15 protein-coding genes are annotated in these 17,659 nt (G+C 67.9%); 7 read left to right on the top strand and 8 right to left on the bottom strand.

The genetic code is table 11. The features are described from left to right. Nucleotides 1-116 precede the first annotated feature (116 nt). The 4 genes from KSO98_RS04805 to KSO98_RS04790 all read left to right on the top strand — a co-directional run bounded on the left by KSO98_RS04805 (nucleotide 117) and on the right by KSO98_RS04790 (nucleotide 6,155). On the top strand, nucleotides 117-2,246 hold the full coding sequence (locus KSO98_RS04805; protein ID WP_225283844.1) for a GGDEF domain-containing protein: 2,130 nt from the start codon (nucleotides 117-119) through the stop codon (nucleotides 2,244-2,246). Between the two features lie 258 nt (nucleotides 2,247-2,504). Next, nucleotides 2,505-3,539, top strand: a complete 1,035-nt coding sequence (locus KSO98_RS04800; protein WP_225283843.1) for a PDDEXK family nuclease — start codon at nucleotides 2,505-2,507, stop codon at nucleotides 3,537-3,539. Between the two features lie 283 nt (nucleotides 3,540-3,822). Then, nucleotides 3,823-4,989, top strand: a complete 1,167-nt coding sequence (locus KSO98_RS04795) for an IS110 family RNA-guided transposase (protein WP_225283842.1) — start codon at nucleotides 3,823-3,825, stop codon at nucleotides 4,987-4,989. 266 nt (nucleotides 4,990-5,255) lie between these two features. After that, nucleotides 5,256-6,155 carry a hypothetical protein gene (locus tag KSO98_RS04790; protein ID WP_225283841.1) on the top strand — a complete coding sequence of 300 codons (900 nt, stop codon included), beginning with the start codon at nucleotides 5,256-5,258 and terminating at the stop codon, nucleotides 6,153-6,155. A gap of 136 nt (nucleotides 6,156-6,291) precedes the next feature. On the opposite strand, the gene KSO98_RS04785 is transcribed toward KSO98_RS04790, so the two are convergent. The 4 genes from KSO98_RS04785 to KSO98_RS04770 all read right to left on the bottom strand — a co-directional run bounded on the left by KSO98_RS04785 (nucleotide 6,292) and on the right by KSO98_RS04770 (nucleotide 11,116). Next, on the bottom strand, nucleotides 6,292-8,457 hold the full coding sequence (locus KSO98_RS04785; RefSeq protein ID WP_225283839.1) for a DEAD/DEAH box helicase: 2,166 nt from the start codon (nucleotides 8,455-8,457) through the stop codon (nucleotides 6,292-6,294). Then, a complete protein-coding gene (locus KSO98_RS04780) occupies nucleotides 8,436-9,314 on the bottom strand; it encodes a HamA C-terminal domain-containing protein (RefSeq protein WP_225283837.1) in 879 nt (292 codons plus the stop codon). Before KSO98_RS04780 ends, KSO98_RS04785 begins: the two co-directional genes overlap by 22 nt. Nucleotides 9,315-9,577: 263 nt before the next feature. After that, nucleotides 9,578-9,769 carry a hypothetical protein gene (locus KSO98_RS04775; RefSeq protein WP_225283836.1) on the bottom strand — a complete coding sequence of 64 codons (192 nt, stop codon included), beginning with the start codon at nucleotides 9,767-9,769 and terminating at the stop codon, nucleotides 9,578-9,580. 9 nt (nucleotides 9,770-9,778) lie between these two features. Next, a complete protein-coding gene (locus KSO98_RS04770; RefSeq protein ID WP_225283835.1) occupies nucleotides 9,779-11,116 on the bottom strand; it encodes an amino acid permease in 1,338 nt (445 codons plus the stop codon). A gap of 79 nt (nucleotides 11,117-11,195) precedes the next feature. Here KSO98_RS04770 and KSO98_RS04765 point away from each other — a divergent pair, with 79 nt between their 5' ends. Beyond that, nucleotides 11,196-11,657 (top strand): Lrp/AsnC family transcriptional regulator, encoded by a 462-nt coding sequence (locus KSO98_RS04765; RefSeq protein ID WP_225283834.1) that lies wholly within the window; start codon nucleotides 11,196-11,198, stop codon nucleotides 11,655-11,657. Between the two features lie 61 nt (nucleotides 11,658-11,718). Continuing rightward, nucleotides 11,719-13,083 carry a Tim44 domain-containing protein gene (locus tag KSO98_RS04760; RefSeq protein WP_225283833.1) on the top strand — a complete coding sequence of 455 codons (1,365 nt, stop codon included), beginning with the start codon at nucleotides 11,719-11,721 and terminating at the stop codon, nucleotides 13,081-13,083. 80 nt (nucleotides 13,084-13,163) lie between these two features. On the opposite strand, the gene KSO98_RS04755 is transcribed toward KSO98_RS04760, so the two are convergent. From KSO98_RS04755 to KSO98_RS04740, 4 genes are all read right to left on the bottom strand, one after another. Continuing rightward, a complete protein-coding gene (locus KSO98_RS04755; RefSeq protein ID WP_225283832.1) occupies nucleotides 13,164-13,664 on the bottom strand; it encodes a hypothetical protein in 501 nt (166 codons plus the stop codon). Between the two features lie 103 nt (nucleotides 13,665-13,767). Further along, complete coding sequence (locus KSO98_RS04750; protein WP_225283831.1) at nucleotides 13,768-14,643, bottom strand: uracil-DNA glycosylase; 876 nt, start codon at nucleotides 14,641-14,643, stop codon at nucleotides 13,768-13,770. A 36-nt stretch (nucleotides 14,644-14,679) separates the two neighbouring features. Next, the gene (locus KSO98_RS04745) at nucleotides 14,680-15,282 is read right to left on the bottom strand and encodes a hypothetical protein (RefSeq protein ID WP_225283830.1); all 603 of its coding nucleotides are present in this window, start codon (nucleotides 15,280-15,282) and stop codon (nucleotides 14,680-14,682) included. 109 nt (nucleotides 15,283-15,391) lie between these two features. Next, nucleotides 15,392-16,402, bottom strand: a complete 1,011-nt coding sequence (locus KSO98_RS04740) for a LacI family DNA-binding transcriptional regulator (RefSeq protein ID WP_308012726.1) — start codon at nucleotides 16,400-16,402, stop codon at nucleotides 15,392-15,394. A gap of 157 nt (nucleotides 16,403-16,559) precedes the next feature. On the opposite strand from KSO98_RS04740, the gene KSO98_RS04735 reads away from it, so the two are divergent. Next, a complete protein-coding gene (locus KSO98_RS04735; RefSeq protein WP_225283828.1) occupies nucleotides 16,560-17,651 on the top strand; it encodes a substrate-binding domain-containing protein in 1,092 nt (363 codons plus the stop codon). Nucleotides 17,652-17,659 lie beyond the last annotated feature (8 nt).

The following is a 17,659-nucleotide window of genomic DNA, read 5'->3' as shown; positions in this document are numbered from 1 at the left end:
GACCGTCCGTCGTCGTGCCGATGGGCTACCAACGGATCATCGGAGCCGTCGCCGGACTGACGCGACCTGAGCGTCGTGTCAGCTCACCGCCACCCTGGCCGACCTCGAGGATGAAGATGCCGTACCTCCGCCGTCGACGTGCCGGGCGACCGCTGTCCGGACCGATGCGGGCCGTGCTGGCTCTCGCGGTGCTGTGGTGCGCGTACCCCCTGGCCCCGTCGGGGAGTGTCCGGGCCTGGGCCTACGAGCTGTACGCCGCGGCCTGCATCGGCGTCGGGGTCTGGGGAGCGTCGCGTCTGCGTGCGCGCGTACGGTCCCGGTGGATGCTCGTCCTCGCCGGCATCGGGGGAATGGTCGTCGGGGACGGCGTCTTCTCGATCGAGCAGCACGTGTTGCACGTCAGCTTCTACCCGGTCCCGAGCGACGCGGTCTATCTCGGCTCCTACCTGGTCCTGGCCGTGGGCTTCCTGCGTCTGGTGCGTCCGCCGAGCCTGCGTACGGACGCGACCCCGCTGCTGGAGGCAGCCATCGTGACCGTCGGCTCCGGCATCGTGGTGGCGACGTTCGTCATCGCGCCCATCGCTGCCGACTCGACGCTGAGCGTGCCGGGTCGCGTCGTGGCCTCTACCTACCCGGCGGCCGACGTGCTGCTCCTCGGCGTGCTGCTCAGCGTGTGGACGACCGTGGGAGCCGGGTCGAGGGCCTTCCGGCTGCTGGTGGTGGCCCTCCTCGCGACCCTGGGCGCTGACGTCGTGTGGAACGTCGTGGCCATGACGGACCCCGAGGCGGTGACGCCAGTCTGGATGGACCTGTTGTGGCTGCTCGGCTACCTCGCCATCGCGGCCGCGGCGTGCACCCGCTCGGCCGCCCGGATCGACCGGCCGCAAGGCCACGAGCGGCAGCTGATCTCCGCCCGCGTGCGGATGGTCGTGCTCGGCTGCGGCCTGCTGCTTCCCGGGCTGACGCTGTTCGTCGACGCCCTGGTGCGCCGCGAGGTCCCGTGGCAGCTCGTCTCCGTGGGCTCGATGCTCCTGGCGGTCCTGGTCCTGTTGCGCATGGCGATGCTGCTGCGGACCGTGGAGGTCCAGGCCGTCCGGCTCTCCGCCCTCGCGCGCAACGACGCCCTCACCGGCATTCCCAACCGCCGTACCTGGGACCACGAGCTCGGCCGGGCCATGCAGAACGCCCGCGAGGAGGGCAGCCCGCTGAGCATCGCGATCCTCGACCTCGACCACTTCAAGCGCTTCAACGACAAGTTCGGGCACCAGGTCGGCGACCGGCTGCTGCGCGAGGCCGTCGCCGCCTGGTGCGAGGTCCTCGGGCCCGACGAGATGATCGCCCGCTACGGCGGCGAGGAGTTCGGACTGATCCTGCCCGGCCTGGACGCCGAACAGGCCGCCGTACGGCTCGAGGCGATGCAGGAGCTGACCCCCGACGGGCAGAGCTTCTCCGCGGGCATCGCGGTGGCGCACAGCGACCTCGACCCCGACATGCTGGTGGCTCTGGCCGACGGTGCGCTCTACGAGGCGAAGCGAGCGGGCCGCCGATGCAGCCGCGTGGCCGACAGCCGCTGCGGCGCCGACGCGCTGCCGCCGGTCCAGATCGCGCTGCAGCCGATCGTCGACCTGGAGACCGGTCTCGAGGTGGGCCAGCAGGCGGTCAAGCGCTTCCCCGACGGCAGCCTCGCCTCGATCTTCAACCAGGCGCACCGCGACGGCTACGGCCACGAGCTCGAGGCCTCGGCGCTGCGCGCCGCGCTGCGCCGGCGCTCACCGGCCGGCTACCTCTCCATCAGCCTCAGCCTGCGCGCGCTCGGCAGCACGGTCATCCAGGCGGCGCTCGTGGGGGACCTGCACGGCATCGTCATCGAGCTCGAGCACGGCAGCGACCTCGACATCCCCGAGGAGATCGCCGCGGTCATCGAGGCCCTGAAGACCCGTGGCGCCCGTATCGCCATCGGGGACTGGGGCAACAGCTTCTTCGACGCCGAGCGCCTGGCCGGGGTGCGTGCCGACGCCATCACGCTGGACCGCCGCGCCCTGGCGATCCTCCCCGAGGAGGACCAGGACGCGGTGATGCGGGCGACCATCCGCTGGGCCCACGAGCGCGGCATCAAGATCTGTGCCAACGGCATCGAGACCGCCGAGCAGTGGCGCTCCATCGCGCCCCTCGGCTTCGACTACGGTCGCGGCGTCTACTTCGATGAGTCGGTCGTCAAGGCAGAGGGTGCGTCCGCATCGGGCTGAGGAATCGCGTTGCCCGACGTGAGCGTCATTCGCGGCGGATTGACGCGGCGATCGAGCAGATTCGGGGCGATCTGACTGTATGCCCCGTATTGGGTACATCCGCATCTCGGCGCACTAGCGCCGACGATGTTAGGGCGTCTCCGTGGCTGCCACCGCGGGGTGGCAGCGATTCCACTGCGGCGAACCCTCTGAGAGGAGACACTTGACCTCTAACGCGGGACGACGACACGTCCTCGTCAAACTATGAGGTGGACACGCATGACGGCTGAAGAACTCATGTTCACGATCGACCCCACCCATAAGAAGTCGGCCACGGCGTTGCCCGCCACCGAACTCGCGAAGATGCAGTACACCGAGCGTGATCTCCAAGAATGGGTGCTAGCGCATCCTCAGATTCTTGGAGAAGGTGCCATGGTTATCGCCTCTGAAGTAGGCACATGGCAAAGCTCGGCCGGCACCTCCGTTAAAGACCGCTTGGACGTGCTGGCCTTGGGTCCCGACGGCAGGTTGATTGTGGCAGAACTCAAGCGGGGGCATGCACCGCACACGGTTCACATGCAAGCGCTGAACTACGCCGCAATGGTCGCGGCTCTAAGCGTTGAACAGGTTGCGCAACTATACGTTTCCAGGCAGAAAACATTTGGAGTCACTGTCGAGATCGAGGCCTTTATTGACACGATGGAGACCCAGTATCTGGTAACGAGTGCTACGCTCAAGAACCCCCGAGTCGTGATGATTGCCAGCTCATTTCCTCCGGCGGTGACATCAACCACGGTTTGGCTGAAGGAGCGAGGCGTCGATGTATCGCTCATCAAATTTGTGCCATATGAGTTTCCCGACGGATCCCACGCTGTGTCGTTCTCTCGTTTCTTCCCGATTCCGACGCTCGAAGAATTCCGAATTACGTTCGACTCTGGCGGCACGCAGGTCGCGCAACCCGACTCCGTGATGGTGTCAGTTGCATGGGACTTGCCAGCTATGAGAAATCTGGTCGCACTCGGAAACCCCACGACCCTCGCCCTTCTTGATCTTCTCGCCGCGGCAGACGGGGAATCGGTCTCTGCGGCAGATGTGATGGAAAGTGCGGGTTTGACAACGGGGCAGTTCCGCGGGCAACTCGCCGGTCTTACGATGATGCTAAAGAATCAGAAGTACGGCTTCGCGCAGATTGCAGCGCCTTGGGATATCACATGGTTGCCTGGCGGATTCGCCTCCTACTCGCTGTCACCAGAACTCGCTGAGCTATGGAAGGCTGCGCGCGTAGCGGGGCAGTCCGCTGGAGACGCCAGTTGAGGGGCGGGCTATCGCGGTCGCCTTGTCGCGGCTTTGTGGCGCGACCCGGACGGTACGCGGCTACTAGACGATTCTCGTAGGACCGACGTCCGGCCAGACTCGGTTCAGGTGATCGGCGGGCAGCTCTCTATGCGGCTGCCCACCGGCTGGTCTGGTGTGGCTCACTATCGGTCTGCGGCCCGTCGATCACCGTGACGAGGCGTGGCTCAAGAAGGGACTGCCCAGCTCGTAGTAGCACTGCCCACCTCGCCGTCCACATCGGAACGAGCGCAGGGAGCAGCACATGACTCAACACGTCGAGCACGTCATCATCGGGGTCGATCCCCACAAGCTGTCAGCCACCATCGAGGTCGTCGACCAACACGAGCAACTGCTCGGCTCAGGCCGATTCACCACCGACAAGGCCGGCTACGCAGCGATGCGCAAGTACGCGACCAGCTGGCCGGAGCGGGTCTGGGCCGTCGAAGGCAGCAACGGCGCCGGCCGACCGCTCGCGCAGCGCCTCCTCGAAGACGGCGAACACGTCGTGGACGTGCCCGCCAAGCTCGCCGCCCGCGTCCGGCTCTTCGACACCGGCCACAACCGCAAGACCGACGCCCACGACGCCCACGCCGTGGCAGCTGTCGCCGTCCGCACCAAGACGTTGCGGGTGCTCCAGCTCGACGGTGAACTCGAAGCACTACGGATGCTGTGCGACCGCCGCGAAGCCCTCACCAGGCGTCGCATCCAGACCGTCGACCGACTCCAGGCCCTGTTGGCCGAACTGCTGCCTGGCCAGGCGAAACGCGACCTCACCACCGGCCAAGCCAAGGCCATGATCGCCTCGGTCCGCCCGCGTGACATCGCCGGCAAGACCCGCCGTCGGATCGCCGCCGAGGAGCTCGCCGAGCTGGTCGCGGTCGAGACCAAGATCAAGAAGGCCACCGCCGAACTCAAGGCGATCGTGCTCGCCCGTGGCTCACGGCTCATGGACATCCACGGCGTGGGCCCCGTGGTCGCCGCCCGGATCCTGGCCGACGTCGGCGACATCTCCCGGTTCGCCGACCGCAACCGGTTCGCCTCCTGGACCGGCACCGCACCCCTCGACGCATCCTCGGGTGAGCAGAATCGCCACCGACTCTCACGAGCCGGCAACCGACGCGCCAACCACATGATCCACATCGCCGCGATCAGCCAGATCCGCCTCGACACCGACGGCCGGGTCTACGACCGACGCAAGCGCGCCGAAGGCAAGAAGTCCCTGGAGGCCATCCGGTGCCTGAAGCGGCGGATCTCCGATGCGATCTACCACCAACTCCTCGACGATGCCCGACGCGCAGCTGGGACGGGTCCGGGAGGGCACCGCGGGGCGTCTCAAGAATCCAGCGCGGTCGACCTGCCCCCGCACATCGACACTTCGGATCAGCCACTTCCCGGACCCGCACACGAGACGCTACGCCCGACCGGTTGACAACAGAAGGGAGCCGGTATGAAGCCGGTTGGTAAGCCTGTTCACGGCGGCACGTCCCGTCGTGGCGAGTAGTTGGCCTTCGCTATCACGTCTTCGGCTGCTGAGCGGCTGCAACTGGCGATCGAGTTGGCGTGCTCAGTCTCCCCGATGCCGTCGAGGCTACTAATTGGACGATCTCTAGGGTGGTAACTGGCCGGACCGAGCCAGCCGGGAATGACGGACAGAACGCCTGGTCGCTGCCGTGAAACGAGGGTCGTGGAGGATCGATGGATCGCAAGCTAGTCGACAAGATCATGAGGGACGGCGAGAACCGTCGGGCGCGAGCGCAGAGGGCCAGGCAGAAGCGCAAGGAGGAGGGGCGGGCGCTGTATCGGGATGACGCCGGCAACCCGGTGATGCGAGCGTCCTTCGTCGTGTACCTCGACGAGCTTGGCACCTCGGCGCGCCTTCGAGCGATGACGGACGCCGACCTGCGCTGCGACCTCGAGGCGTATGACGAACTTCGGTGGATGCTTCATGACGAGTCTGCTGGCTGGGACTCGGAGTCGCAGCGGACCCTGTATTTCAGTGACAATGTCGTCATTGTGGCGCCGTGTGATCCGCGCGTCCACGAGGACGACTTCGGCTTGTTCTACAAGGTGTTCAGTGTGGCCTGTTATCAGCTGAACATGTCGATCCGCGGCCGCTATCTGCGCGGTGGGATCGCGGTGGGCGACGCCTACGCCGATCACTCCTTCGTGACTGGTCCCGCGCACCTGCAGGCGGTGGTGATGGAAGAGCGTGAGGCGATAAATCCTCGGGTGCTGCTGGACGACATCAACGTCCAGATCGCTCGGGCCGAGATCGTTAACGGCGGCTACGCCAATCCGATCGACTCGGCCTATGCGACGTTCCTGCTGGTCGACGCCGACGACCGTGTCTTCGTCAACTACCTCCCCGCAGCGAACGAAGACGAATGGGCGCGGCCAGGGGTTACGGACTCAGGACTCACTTCACACCGGCAGCGAGTCGTGGAGGCGCTCGAGGCCACTGCAGGCTCTCCGGACGTGCACGCGAAGTACGAGTGGACCGCTGCGTACCACAACTTCGTCTGTACCGATTTCTACGGCCGCGATGACCTGGTCATCGCGGATGTCCCGAGCGTCGCGTTCCGCCGTTTCGTCTAGCTGACGGCAACGCGGTGGTCGTTCAAGGGCCGCTCGGCGACGGATCTCTGTACCGACTGCAGACGTTCGGGCGTACGTCGGCGCGGCCCGTTCGTCGCGACCCGCTTACGCGGAGCGCGCAACACTTGAGCCACGCTTACGCGGACTCGCTTGGCCGAAGTCCTTCCTGGGCTCTGATGAGCAATTCCCGCTCGAACGTGTCTGACACAAGGGCAGGGTCAACCTGAGCGAGTCGCACCAGTAGCGAGTCGAGGTCATCGTACGGACGAAGCCGATGAATAAGGCTTTCTGCGGCCTGTGCCGGAAACCCGTACTCCTCCAAGACGACCACTTGGTCCGGAAGAAAAAGGTTCAAGCACTGCGCGGCGAAGACAGAGTAATCCGCCCTCAGGTGCGCTTCTGTCAGCGTGGGATTTACGAGATTCTGTGCAGCGATGAGGAGCTTCGGGAACAAGAAGCCCGGCCAGTGGCGAAGAAAATCAAGAGTCGCTTCCACCGCCCCATCAGGATCATCGACATACTCAGAGCGCGGGTTCACGAGCTCTTGTTCGACAAGCGATCGCACGTCGCCGTCCACACTCCGAGCGAGGTTCATTCGGAATGTCAACTGGTTCGCACTCGAAACCCCATGCTGACGACCGCTGATCGGATTCAGGAAATTGATGATCAGCTGGCTGGCTGCCTGTAGTTGGTCGTACGTCGGGAGACCCGTCCAAGCGAGTTGGCGTAGACCGAACGCAGAAAGACTTCGGACGTGACGAACCAACTCAATCTGCCGAGAGGGGTCGATGCCGGCATTCATCTGCAATGTCTCGACTGGCACGATCTCCTGATCGAGCACGCCCCTTAGCCTCTCCCGTGAGCGCTCCGTCAGCTCTTGATCGTCGAGTTGAATTAGGAGACTTTCAGGTACGTCGTCGCTCTGAGAGTAGAGCGGGATGTCCACCGTGGGGAGATTCTCACTCGGGGGATCGCGAAAGACGTAGACCTTGCCGACGAAGTGTCGGCGCATCCTCCCAGAGCGTCCCTTGATGTTGGCGAATGAGAAGTAGTCGAGCACGCGCCCGTTGAGGATGTGGTCGTAGATGACAACGTTCTTCGCTGTTGTGTTTACGCCCTCGATGAGCGTCGACGTACATACAAGCCAGTCGAGCCGCCCGTCGTTGAAGGAGTCAACCTGATACTGGGCCAGCGCGCGAGGCAACTTTCCGTGGTGAATCCCGATGCCGTGGCGCATCGCGCGGCCGACGAGCCACTCAGGGTGAAATTCTCGCGCAACCCAATCCGCGGCGTCAGTTGCCCCGGCGACCTGGCGACCAAGGCCAGCGTCCAACAGGGCTGCTGCAACGTTTCTCGCCGATTCTGGTCGCGAGCAGTAGATCAGCGTCGGACCCTCAAGGTCTTGGCATAGGTTCAGGAGGGCAGCGATCCGCTCTTCCCGCCGTGGCCGGGGAAGGACAACCATGTCCACCGCCACAGTCGCATAGTCCGTCGCAATGAATGCGGCTTCAAAAAGCTCTGGGAGGCCGTCTGCGATGGTCTGCACGTTGGGGCCGGCGAAGTAGAACGGTGCACCGGTCTTCATGAGTCGATGTAGGGCATGGTTCAAGAGGGCCGAGCGGTCTGGCTGGCCCGCGGGGATCGACAGCTTGTAGAACTCGTCGATCATGAACAGGTCCAGTGGTGGGAGCGGCTCGACCTCAAGCAAACGCTCTTGCGTCATGACCAGGACATTGCGTTCTCCGAGAGATTGACTCGGATGGCTGATCACGCGGTGCCCGGAGCCTAGGCGAATCAGTCGCCGGCGAGTCTCGTCGATTAGAGCCAACGTCGGAACCACAACGGCGACGTTGTCGAACCGTCCTGATCTGAGGACTGCGTCAAGGATCAAGCTTTTTCCGAAGCTCGTTGGCGCACTGAGGATAACGCTACGTCCCGACAAGAGATATCGATAAGCGCGAGCTTGGACGGGGTGAAAGATGACGTCGGGATCGGGAAAATCGAGCGGGCGATGTGCTTCTAGTGCCAACAGGTCTCCCACTGGCAGGTTCTCCGGGGATCGGATGTAGGCGAAGAGGCCCGCTTCACGCAACAGAGCTTCGTATGCAGGTTCACTGGGCCCGAACTGGCTTCGCAGATCGAGCATGCGAATGAGTAGGTCTCGCGCGTTCGAGACGTCGCGGCGGCCACCGCTCAGCAAGCTGGCGATGAAGCTCAGGGCCCGAAACGCTTCGTCACCGAGATCACCAGAGCTGATTCGAGCTCGCAGGGCCGCGGTGGTCAGTTCGTCGCTTGTTGCCATGCCACTAGCCTTGCGTGGAGGGCCGACAAAAGTGCTTCCTTCGTGTGCAACGGCACCAGGATGAGTCGAATCCGGATCCGCTCGGGCAGTCCCTTCGCACTGAAGGCCGCGAGGCCAGCGAGGATCTCCTCCTGGAAGACACGGCGGTATTCGTCCGTCTCGGACGGTGAAGCCCCGCCCGCTAGAGCCCCAACCCGAGAGTCCACAACCGAACTCTCGTAGGTCAATAGCACCGGGACGGTGACAGCGTCGAAAATCTGGTCAAGGCTGGTGCGCCTGTCGAGGAGCGCCGCGAGTTGTTCGTGGTGTTCCCAGGTTGAGTCCAGTTTGGCGACGATCGCCGCGAACTCGCTACGCAGGTAGTCGCGGTCGGAGTGGTCGTGGAGTTCTGCGACGACATCCCGGATCGCGTCGGAGCGGCCGATGTAGAACTTCACCTCACCGAGCCACAGTTCTAGCGCCCCACCATCGGGAGCAACCACATGCACGGCGTCGAATCCCTTGACCGTATCGTTCGCGGCATCTTTGAAGAACATCTTGCTGATTGCAGGCTGGGTCCCGAAGACCTCACGCAGCACAAGATGCAGCAGGAGTTCGCCGAACTCGCCGCGCCGTTTGTACTTGTCGGTGGTATAGATCTTTCGTACAGCCACGCCCATTAGGTGCACGCCAGTGTCATCTGCAAAGTCCGCTCGTTCTCTATGGGTGAGGGCGAAAGACGGGATCTCCTCGATGAGCCGTGCGGCTAGAGCATCCGCCCGCCATACGCTGTTCTCGTAGCCGGCGCAAAGACCGGTGACGGACGGGCTAGCGCCAAGGTCTTGGACGATGACGTCGAGGAAGGGCGGGCGGGCCATAGTAAAGACAGGATAGAGCCCGGCCGTTTCAGTGGGCGGCACTTTGCGCCGAGTCGCTATGGAGCAACGGCTGCTCGCCCCGTGCACCTCACGCCTGTCGAGCGAATTCGGGCGAGGCGTGGTCACCAGGTCGCGCGCCAATAGCGCTGGATGAAGCTGCGTCACAGAGTGCTCGGGAGGGATCGTCTCGGGGCCGCCTGAGTGCGACAGACGGTGTTCGGGTTGCCCGGCATGCGCTTCAATCTGCGACGTTCGACCCACGTCTAACTGGGCGGTGTGACGCTGCCGTCGGTCACGCCGGAGTCGGCGGCGGCGGGGGAGCAGCCGATGCACCGCACCGTCCTCGTCGACCGCTCGTAGACCGCAGGGGTGCCGGCGCTGCGCGGAGCGCCGCAGAGCCGGCAGGCACCGGCGTACCGCAGCCTCATCCGCTTCTCGTCGGGCGAGTCCGTCACGCTCTGACGCTAGAGCTGATCGCCGCCGCACGGGGCCGTTCTCGCGAAGACCGCATCGGTCGGCGAGGCCGCGGGCCGGCGCTCGCGCGTGCGCGCGTAGGCAAGGGCGAGGGCGCCCACGAGGAGCGGTACGAGGAGCATCGATCCCGCGCAGGCAAGGACTCCGGTGAGGAAGACGGAGGCACCGACCGCGAGTCCTCGGCGGCGTTCACGCAGCAGCCGCACGCCGGCCAGGGTGCCGGTCAGCGTGACGGCAGCGAGCAGCGCCGAGGTCGCGCGGACCAGGACGTCGAGGCTCCATACGCCCGCGAGCACCGGGACGGTCGCCAGGGTGGAGCACACCGCGAGGAACGCCAGCGCGTGGCGCGGCTCCCGCCCGGGCTGCGTCGCGCCGACGAGGAGCCGGGGGAGTGCATGGTCGCGACCGAGTGCCGCGCCCAGCCGGGCGGCGCCGGCCAGGTAGGAGCTGACCGCGCCGAAGGTGAGCAGCACGGCGACGGTGGCGGTCAGCGCGCTGCCGGCCGTGCCGAAGGATCCCTGCAGCAGGCGCAGCAGCGGCACCGGGGTGGTCGCCGCTGCCGGCCCGAGGGTGCCGATCGTGGTGACGGCCAGGCCGAGGTAGAGCACGCTGACCACCACGAGCGTCACCGCGGTGGCGCGGCGCAGCCCGCGCCGCGGGTCGGCGAAGTCCGCGGACAGGTGCGTCGCCGCCTCCCAGCCCGCGAAGGCGAAGAACAGCACGCTCGCCGCCCGTCCGACGCCCGTCCAGCCGTACGGGGCGAAGGGGGCGAAGGCCGCCGCGTGGACCCGGTGCGCCGAGGTGGTGACCGCGAGGAGGAGTACGACGACCAGCGCCCCCGCGGTGACGACCTGGGCGCGTCCGGTCGCGCTGAGCCCGATGGCGTTGGTGGCGAAGGCGACCGCGAGGATCGTCAGACCGGCCGCCTGCGCGGTGGCCTCGCCGCCGCCGAGCACCGCGGCGATGTAGTGTCCGCCCATCAGGGCCGCCGCGACCACCCCGATCGGGACCGCCGCCAGGAACCACCAGCCGACCGGCGCACCGGCGCGACGCCCGAAGGCCAGGCCGGCGAAGTGCGCGACCCCGCCGCCGTCCGGGTGCTCGCCGCCGAGCGCGGCGAACGTGGCGGCGACCGGGATGCTGCCGAGCAGCAGGGCGCCCCACGCGACGAGGGAGGCCGGGCCGGCGGCGTCGGCCGCGAGGGCGGGGAGGGCGAGGACGCCGGGTCCGAGGATCGCGCCGAGCAGGAACACCGATCCGGTGACGACGCCGAGGGTGCCGTGGGGGGTGAGAGGCGGGCCGGGCTGCGCGCCATATGGGCGGTTCATGTCCGAAACGCTAGGCAGATGGATGCCGTACGGGAACCGAGCCGGAACAAGATTCGGCGGCGCGCGTAGATTGATGCGCATGGACGAACTTGATGCGGCGATCGTGCGCCAGCTCCAGGACGATGCACGGCAGACCAACCGCGAGCTCGCACGCCGGCTGGGCATCGCGCCGTCCACGTGCCTGGAGCGGGTGCGCTCGCTGCGCGAGCGCCGCGTCATCCTCGGCTACCACGCGCAGATCAGCAGCGCGGCGCTCAACCGCGGGGTCGAGGCGTTCCTCTCGGTGCGGATCCGGCCCAAGAGCCGCACCGTCATCGACTCCTTCAAGGCGGCCGTGATCGACCTGCCCGAGGTGGTGGCCGTCTACGTCGTCGCGGGCGACGAGGACTTCGTGGTCCACGTCGCCGTCCAGGACCTCGACCACCTGCACGCGTTCCTCACCGACCAGCTCGCCAAGCGACGCGAGGTGGTCAGCTTCCGCAGCCAGATCATCTACCAGAGCACCGAGAAGCAGGTCCGGGAGGTCCTGGCTGCACCCTGATCACCAGGCCCGGCGTAATCTCGCGGGAGAACCTCCACCTTCTCGACAGGGCCCCCACGCTATGCATCCCGCACCCGCCCGTCCGTCCCGCGTCCGACGCCTCATCGCGCCCGCGGGGCTCGTCTCGGCCCTCCTGCTGGCGATGCTGGCCGCCCCCACGGCGGCGTACGCACGCGGTGGTGGTGGCCGCGGCGGCTTCGGCGGTGGTGGCCGCGGTGGTGGCGGCTTCGGCGGCGGTGGCGGCACGCACTTCGGCGGCGGCACCGGGTTCCTGTTCCTGGGCGGCGGCGGTGGCGGCGGTGGCTTCCTGCTGATCATCATCGTGCTGGTCGTCCTCTACCTGATCTTCAAGAGCCGCTCGCAGAGCCGCGGCTCGCGCAGCCGGATGAACACCACCAGCGACCGGGTCGCGCACCGCTCGAACGACGACGCCCGCGCCCGTGCGACCCGCATCGAGGCCCAGGTCGGCGCGCTCGCCGACGACGACGTGACCTTCGACCCGACGGTCCTCAAGGCCCGCGCCACCCGCCTGTACGTCACCGCGCAGCGCGCCTGGAGCGCCCGCGACGAGCAGACGCTGCGCACGATCCTGGCGCCGGTCCTCTACGGCAAGTGGAGCGAGCAGCTGCGCGAGTACGCCGCGCGCGGCGAGATCAACGTCGTCGAGATCCTCGACGGCCCCGAGGTCGAGATCGTCAACGTCGCGAACCGCGTCGGCGAGACCAACGACACCGTCACCTTCCGGATCACCGCGACGCTGAGCGACTACCTCGTCAGCCAGCGCACCGGCGAGCGGATCAGCCGCAACGACCGCTCGACGCGTCCGGTGGAGTACTGGACGCTGCGCAAGAACCAGAGCGGCGAGTGGATCGTCGCCACCATCGAGCAGGCCTCCGAGGGCGCGCACCACCTCACCGACGACATCGAGACCGGCACCTGGGACCAGAAGTCCGTCGCCCGCGACGCGGTGCGCGAGACGGCCTCCCGTACGTCCGCCGCGACCGGGCCGGACGTGCTCTCGCTGACCGGCATCTCCTGGACCGACGGGGCCGAGGAGGCCGCCCGCGACCTCAGCCTGATCGACGCGCGCTTCGACAAGCCGATGCTCGAGGTGGGCGTCGCGACGTTCCTGGAGGAGTGGCAGCTCAACGACGGCAGCCTCGACTTCACCGCCGTGCGCACCCCTCACCGCACCGTGCTGCGCACCGCCACCATCGGCAGCATCGAGGTCCGCGAGCTCGTCTCGCGCGAGCCGATCACCTTTCGCGTGGCCGTCGCGGCGCAGGGGATCTACTACGAGGTCGACCGGCGTACGGAGGCCGTGCTCTCGGGCGACCCCCTCAAGAGCCGTGCGGTGTCGTTCGTCTTCACCGTGCGCCTCGACGCCGCCGGCTGGACGGTCATCGCGGTCGACACCGCCGGCTGACGCCCCTCGCTCCGGCGGCAGGCCGGTGCTCCCTGGAATGGAGCGTGCCGACCCGCCGGGCTAGCGTCGGCGGCGCGCGGTCAGGCCGCGGCCGGAGCGGGCGGAGCGCCGAGCGAGCGCTCCTGCAGCGTGGCCGCCATCCGGGCGTACGCCTCCTGCATCGCGTCGGAGTCCACGACGCTCAGCGCGTAGGCGCCCAGGTTGAGCGGGTGGTGGGTCTCGATCTCGATGCTGCGACCGCGCAGCTCCCGGAGGTCGCCGACACCGATCTCCGGCAGGTGCTCGACGAGGACGTCGATGATCTCCTCGTCGGTCTTGATCCGGCGCACCGCGGCCTGGACGGCGTGGAGCGCGTCCTGCTCGTCGATCTCGTGCGCGGCGGCGGTGCCGTGCACGAGCGCCAGCGCATCCCACAGCCGGTAGGTGAGCCCGTTGCCGTGGTCGCGCTGCTCCCACGCGCGCGTCGTCGTCGGCGTGAGGGCGAGCAGGTCGGCGATGAAGCCGAGCGCCGTCGCGATCTCGGCCTCTGTGGGCGCGGGAGACTCGAGCGGGTCGGTGGCGATCAGGTCGAGCTCGTCCATGAGGGGTCCTTCCGAGATGCATCGTCTGCGCCGATGGTGGCGCGACGATGTACCCGGATCGGCGCGGTCCAATCCCGCACCGGGCTCCGCGCCCGGAATCGACCTAGGAAGCATCGCCCTCGGCGCCCGGCCGGGACAGCTCCCTGGCGTGGCCGAGGACCTCGTCGGTCATCGCCTCGGTGAGGCGGCCGGTCGCGGTGTTGTGCTGGCTGGGGTGGTAGCAGCCCAGGAGGATCACCTCGCGCCCGTCGCCGCGCAGGGTGGCCCGGGCGCCGTGGCCGAAGCGCGGCTTGGGGCGGGTGCCCTGCCAGCCGAGCGCGGCGTACGAGCGCAGGGCCGCGTCCCACCCGTACGCCCCGAGCGCGACCACCACGCGGACGTGCTGGGTCAGCAGGCTGAGCTCCGCCTCGATCCACGGTGAGCAGGTCTCCCGCTCGACGACGGTCGGCTTGTTGAGCGGCGGCGCGCAGCGGACGGTGGCGACCATCCGGGCGTCGATCAGCTCGAGCCCGTCAGCCGCGTGGACGCTCGTCGGCCGGGTGGCCAGACCGACGCGGTGCAGGGAGGCGAAGAGCCAGTCGCCGCTGCGATCGCCGGTGAAGACCCGGCCGGTCCGGTTGGCGCCGTTCGCGGCCGGAGCCAGGCCGACGATGAGCAGGCTCGGCGTGGGGGAGCCGAAGCCGGGGATCGGACGACCCCAGTAGGGCTCGCCCGCGAACGACGCGCGCTTGGTCTCCGCGACGCCCTCGCGCCACTCGACCAGGCGCGGGCACGCCCGGCAGACGCTGACGCGCGCGCCGAGCTCGTCGAGGTCCGCGTCGCCGGCGGCACCGTGGGCGAGATCGCGGACGTGGGCCGCCGTGCGCGCGACCGTGGTCCCGGCCGTGGCCGGGTCGCCGGGCCAGCCGGTGCCGGGTGGGACGGGCGAGGGGAAGAGCTCCCCGGTCGCCGGATGCGGGAGCGCGACCGACGAAGCCATGGGGCGATCGTGCCACGCCCGTCGCGTACGGGCGCCTCAGGCCATCTCGGGGACGTGCAGGTGGGCGAAGGCGAGCTCGAACTCGTGCACCTCCATGATCGAGCCACTGGCCGCGGTCGCGGTCCGCTCGCGCAGCTGGTCGGCCGTCGCACGACTCGCGGCCATCGCCTCGGGCGTCGCCCACAGGGTGGTCGCGCAGCCCATCCCGCTGTCGCGGTTGATCAGCAGACTGAGGCCGCAGAACCCGGGTGTGTCGCCCAGATCGGGCAGCACGGCCATCCGGACGGTCTCGCTCATCTCCTCCATGTCGCCCTGCATCCAGCTCACCCGGCAGGCGGTGCCGTGACCGGTGCGGTGCATCATCGCGATCTCCCACTCGTCGATCTCCATGGTGGCGCCGAAGAGGTCGCGTCCGCGCTCGCGCAGCGGCCGGGTGGGGGCCATGCTCGCGGCCATGGTCTCCGCGTCCTGCCAGGAGGTGGTGGCGATGCAGTGCCCCACCTCGCGGTCGACGAGCAGCGACAGCCCACGACAGCCGTCGATCGGCTCCAGGGTGGGCCAGACCTCGTTCTTGACGAACGAGATGCCGGCATCGATGCCGCTCGGGTTCCCGTGGAACGTGATGGAACGTGCGTACACGGCCCGCTCCTCTCAAGGACAGGGCAGTGCCCGACCGGCACCGCCGGTCCTTCCTGTCTACGCCGCTTTGCGGGCCGAGGCCATACCGAAGAAGGGCGCGGGGGCGCGGTCAGTCGGTCGGCGCGGAGGGGCGGATCTCTCCCGACCCCCGGCAGACGAGGTCCACGGGAAGGACCGCATCCACCGCAGGCAGCGGATCGCCGGCTCGGCGTGCGTCGAGCTGCTCGAAGAGCCGCTCGGCGGCGGCCTGGCCCATCGCCGCGGGGCGCTGGGCCACCACCGTGATGCCCGGATCGATCAGATCGGCGAGCTCCACGTCGTCGAACCCCACCAGCGCCACGTCGTGCTGGCGACCGAGCTTGCGAAGGGCGTGCACGGCGCCGACGGTGATCCTGTTCTGAGCGCTGAAGATCGCGGTCGGAGCGGTCGGAGATCCCAGCAGCTCGAGCACGGTCGCCTCGGCCGCCTGCGGCGTGGTCAGATCGCTCATCGCGTCGAGCTGATCCGGTGCGACGCCGTATTCGGCCATAGCGCGGGCGAAGCCCTCGCGTCGCTGCTGGGAGGTCCAGATCGCCGAGCGGTCGAAGAGTCCCGCGATGCGGCGGTGACCCTGGGCAAGCAGGTGGCGGGTGGCGAGTGTGCTGCCCCCGAGGTTGTCCGAGCGCACGGTGTCGGCCGTGAAGTCGGCGGGCTCACGGTCGATGAACACGATCGGCACCTCGGGCGGGACCACCTCGGCGAGGTAGGACTGCGAGCCGGCCGCGCAGGTCAGGATGAGCCCGTCGACCTTGCGACGCACGAACGCCTCGACGGCCGCGATCTCACGCGCCGGGTCCTCATCGAGGCTCGAGGCGAACACCGCGACATCGCGGTGGATCGCCACGTCCTCGATCGCGCGGTGGATCGTGGCGGCGAAGGGGTTGTCCACGCTACCCAGCAGGAGCCCCAGCGTGCGCGTCCTGGTGTTCGTACGTCGCAGGTTGCTGGCGTGCGCGTCGGGCTCCCACTGCAGGCGGGCGATCGTCTCGCGGACGCGCTCCGCCGTCGCCGCGGCGACATTCGGCTCGCCGTTGACCACGCGCGACACGGTCTTGATGCCGACCCCGGCCTCGCGAGCCACCTCGCGGATCGTGACGCGTGCGCGTGCTGTGGACGGCTGGTCTGATACCGATGTCATAGCGCCTCACGACTATTTGCTTTGTGACCGTTGTCACGCGGCCCGCGGTGCTGCATACTACCGGATGACACCGTTGTCACAAAGACTCTGAGGAGAAGACATGCCCGTCCGCCCCGCGCCCCGCACGCGTCTGGTCGCCATCTGCACCCTGGCCGCCGCCGCCCTCGCCATGTCCGCGTGCTCGTCGTCGAGTGCGCACGACGCGCCCGCCGGTGCCAACGACCAGGTCGGCGTGTCGCTGATCGTGAAGACCACCAGCAACCCCTACTTCGTCGCCATGGAGAAGGCCGCGAAGGCCGACGCCGGGAAGAACAACGTCAAGCTGACGCTGGCCGCCGGCAAGAAGGACGGCGACACCGACACCCAGATCCAGGCGATCGAGAACGCGATCTCCCGCGGCGACAAGGGCATCCTGATCACGCCGAACGGCCCGGCCGTCAACAACGAGATCGAGAAGGCCCGCCACGCCGGGCTCTACGTCATCGCGCTGGACACCCCGCCGGACCCGGCCGACACCGTCGACATCACGTACGCGACCGACAACTACGCCGCCGGCGAGTCGATCGGCAAGTGGACCGCCGCCAGCCTGAACGGCAAGAAGGCCGTCATCGCGATGATCGACCTGTTCTCAGACCAGGTCGTCTCGGTCGACGTCGACCGCGACCACGGCTTCCTGGCCGGCATGGGCATCGACGTGGGCGACAAGTCGAAGAACGGCGGCGAGGCCGCCAGCGGCAGCTACAGCGGCGGCCAGTACGAGATCGTCGGGCACCAGGCGTCGCAGGGCGCCGAGGACGGCGGCCGCACCGCCATGGAGACGCTGCTGTCGAAGAACCCCGACATCAACGTCGTCTACACGATCAACGAGCCGGCCGCGTACGGCGCCTATCAGGCCCTCAAGGCCGCCGGGAAGCAGAACGACGTGACCATCGTCAGCATCGACGGCGGCTGCACCGGCGTGGGCTACGTCAAGGACGGCATCCTCGCCGCCACCGCCCAGCAGTACCCCTCGAAGATGGCCTCGCTCGGCATGGAGGCCATCGCGAAGATCGCCCGCGGCGGTGCGAAGCCCACGCCGACCAGCGGCCTCGACTTCTTCAACACCGGCTCGACCCTCATCACCGACCACGCCGTCACCGGCGTCGAGAGCGTCGACTCGACCAAGGGCGCCAGCACCTGCTGGGCCAACTGAGCGCCCCG

The sequence above is a fragment of the Nocardioides nematodiphilus genome (genome assembly GCF_020216525.1).
Taxonomy (GTDB): domain Bacteria; phylum Actinomycetota; class Actinomycetes; order Propionibacteriales; family Nocardioidaceae; genus Nocardioides; species Nocardioides nematodiphilus.
This window is presented reverse-complemented; position numbering and strand designations above follow the sequence as displayed.

What these genes read in the sequence shown, in the direction of transcription:
- KSO98_RS04770 (WP_225283835.1), bottom strand. Translation starts at nt 11,116, where the DNA reads ATGAACCGCCCATATGGCGCGCAGCCCGGCCCGCCTCTCACCCCCCAC.
- KSO98_RS04790 (WP_225283841.1), top strand. Translation starts at nt 5,256, where the DNA reads ATGGATCGCAAGCTAGTCGACAAGATCATGAGGGACGGCGAGAACCGT.
- KSO98_RS04735 (WP_225283828.1), top strand. Translation starts at nt 16,560, where the DNA reads ATGCCCGTCCGCCCCGCGCCCCGCACGCGTCTGGTCGCCATCTGCACC.
- KSO98_RS04805 (WP_225283844.1), top strand. Translation starts at nt 117, where the DNA reads ATGCCGTACCTCCGCCGTCGACGTGCCGGGCGACCGCTGTCCGGACCG.
- KSO98_RS04795 (WP_225283842.1), top strand. Translation starts at nt 3,823, where the DNA reads ATGACTCAACACGTCGAGCACGTCATCATCGGGGTCGATCCCCACAAG.
- KSO98_RS04780 (WP_225283837.1), bottom strand. Translation starts at nt 9,314, where the DNA reads ATGGCCCGCCCGCCCTTCCTCGACGTCATCGTCCAAGACCTTGGCGCT.
- KSO98_RS04750 (WP_225283831.1), bottom strand. Translation starts at nt 14,643, where the DNA reads ATGGCTTCGTCGGTCGCGCTCCCGCATCCGGCGACCGGGGAGCTCTTC.
- KSO98_RS04800 (WP_225283843.1), top strand. Translation starts at nt 2,505, where the DNA reads ATGACGGCTGAAGAACTCATGTTCACGATCGACCCCACCCATAAGAAG.
- KSO98_RS04760 (WP_225283833.1), top strand. Translation starts at nt 11,719, where the DNA reads ATGCATCCCGCACCCGCCCGTCCGTCCCGCGTCCGACGCCTCATCGCG.
- KSO98_RS04755 (WP_225283832.1), bottom strand. Translation starts at nt 13,664, where the DNA reads ATGGACGAGCTCGACCTGATCGCCACCGACCCGCTCGAGTCTCCCGCG.
- KSO98_RS04785 (WP_225283839.1), bottom strand. Translation starts at nt 8,457, where the DNA reads ATGGCAACAAGCGACGAACTGACCACCGCGGCCCTGCGAGCTCGAATC.
- KSO98_RS04765 (WP_225283834.1), top strand. Translation starts at nt 11,196, where the DNA reads ATGGACGAACTTGATGCGGCGATCGTGCGCCAGCTCCAGGACGATGCA.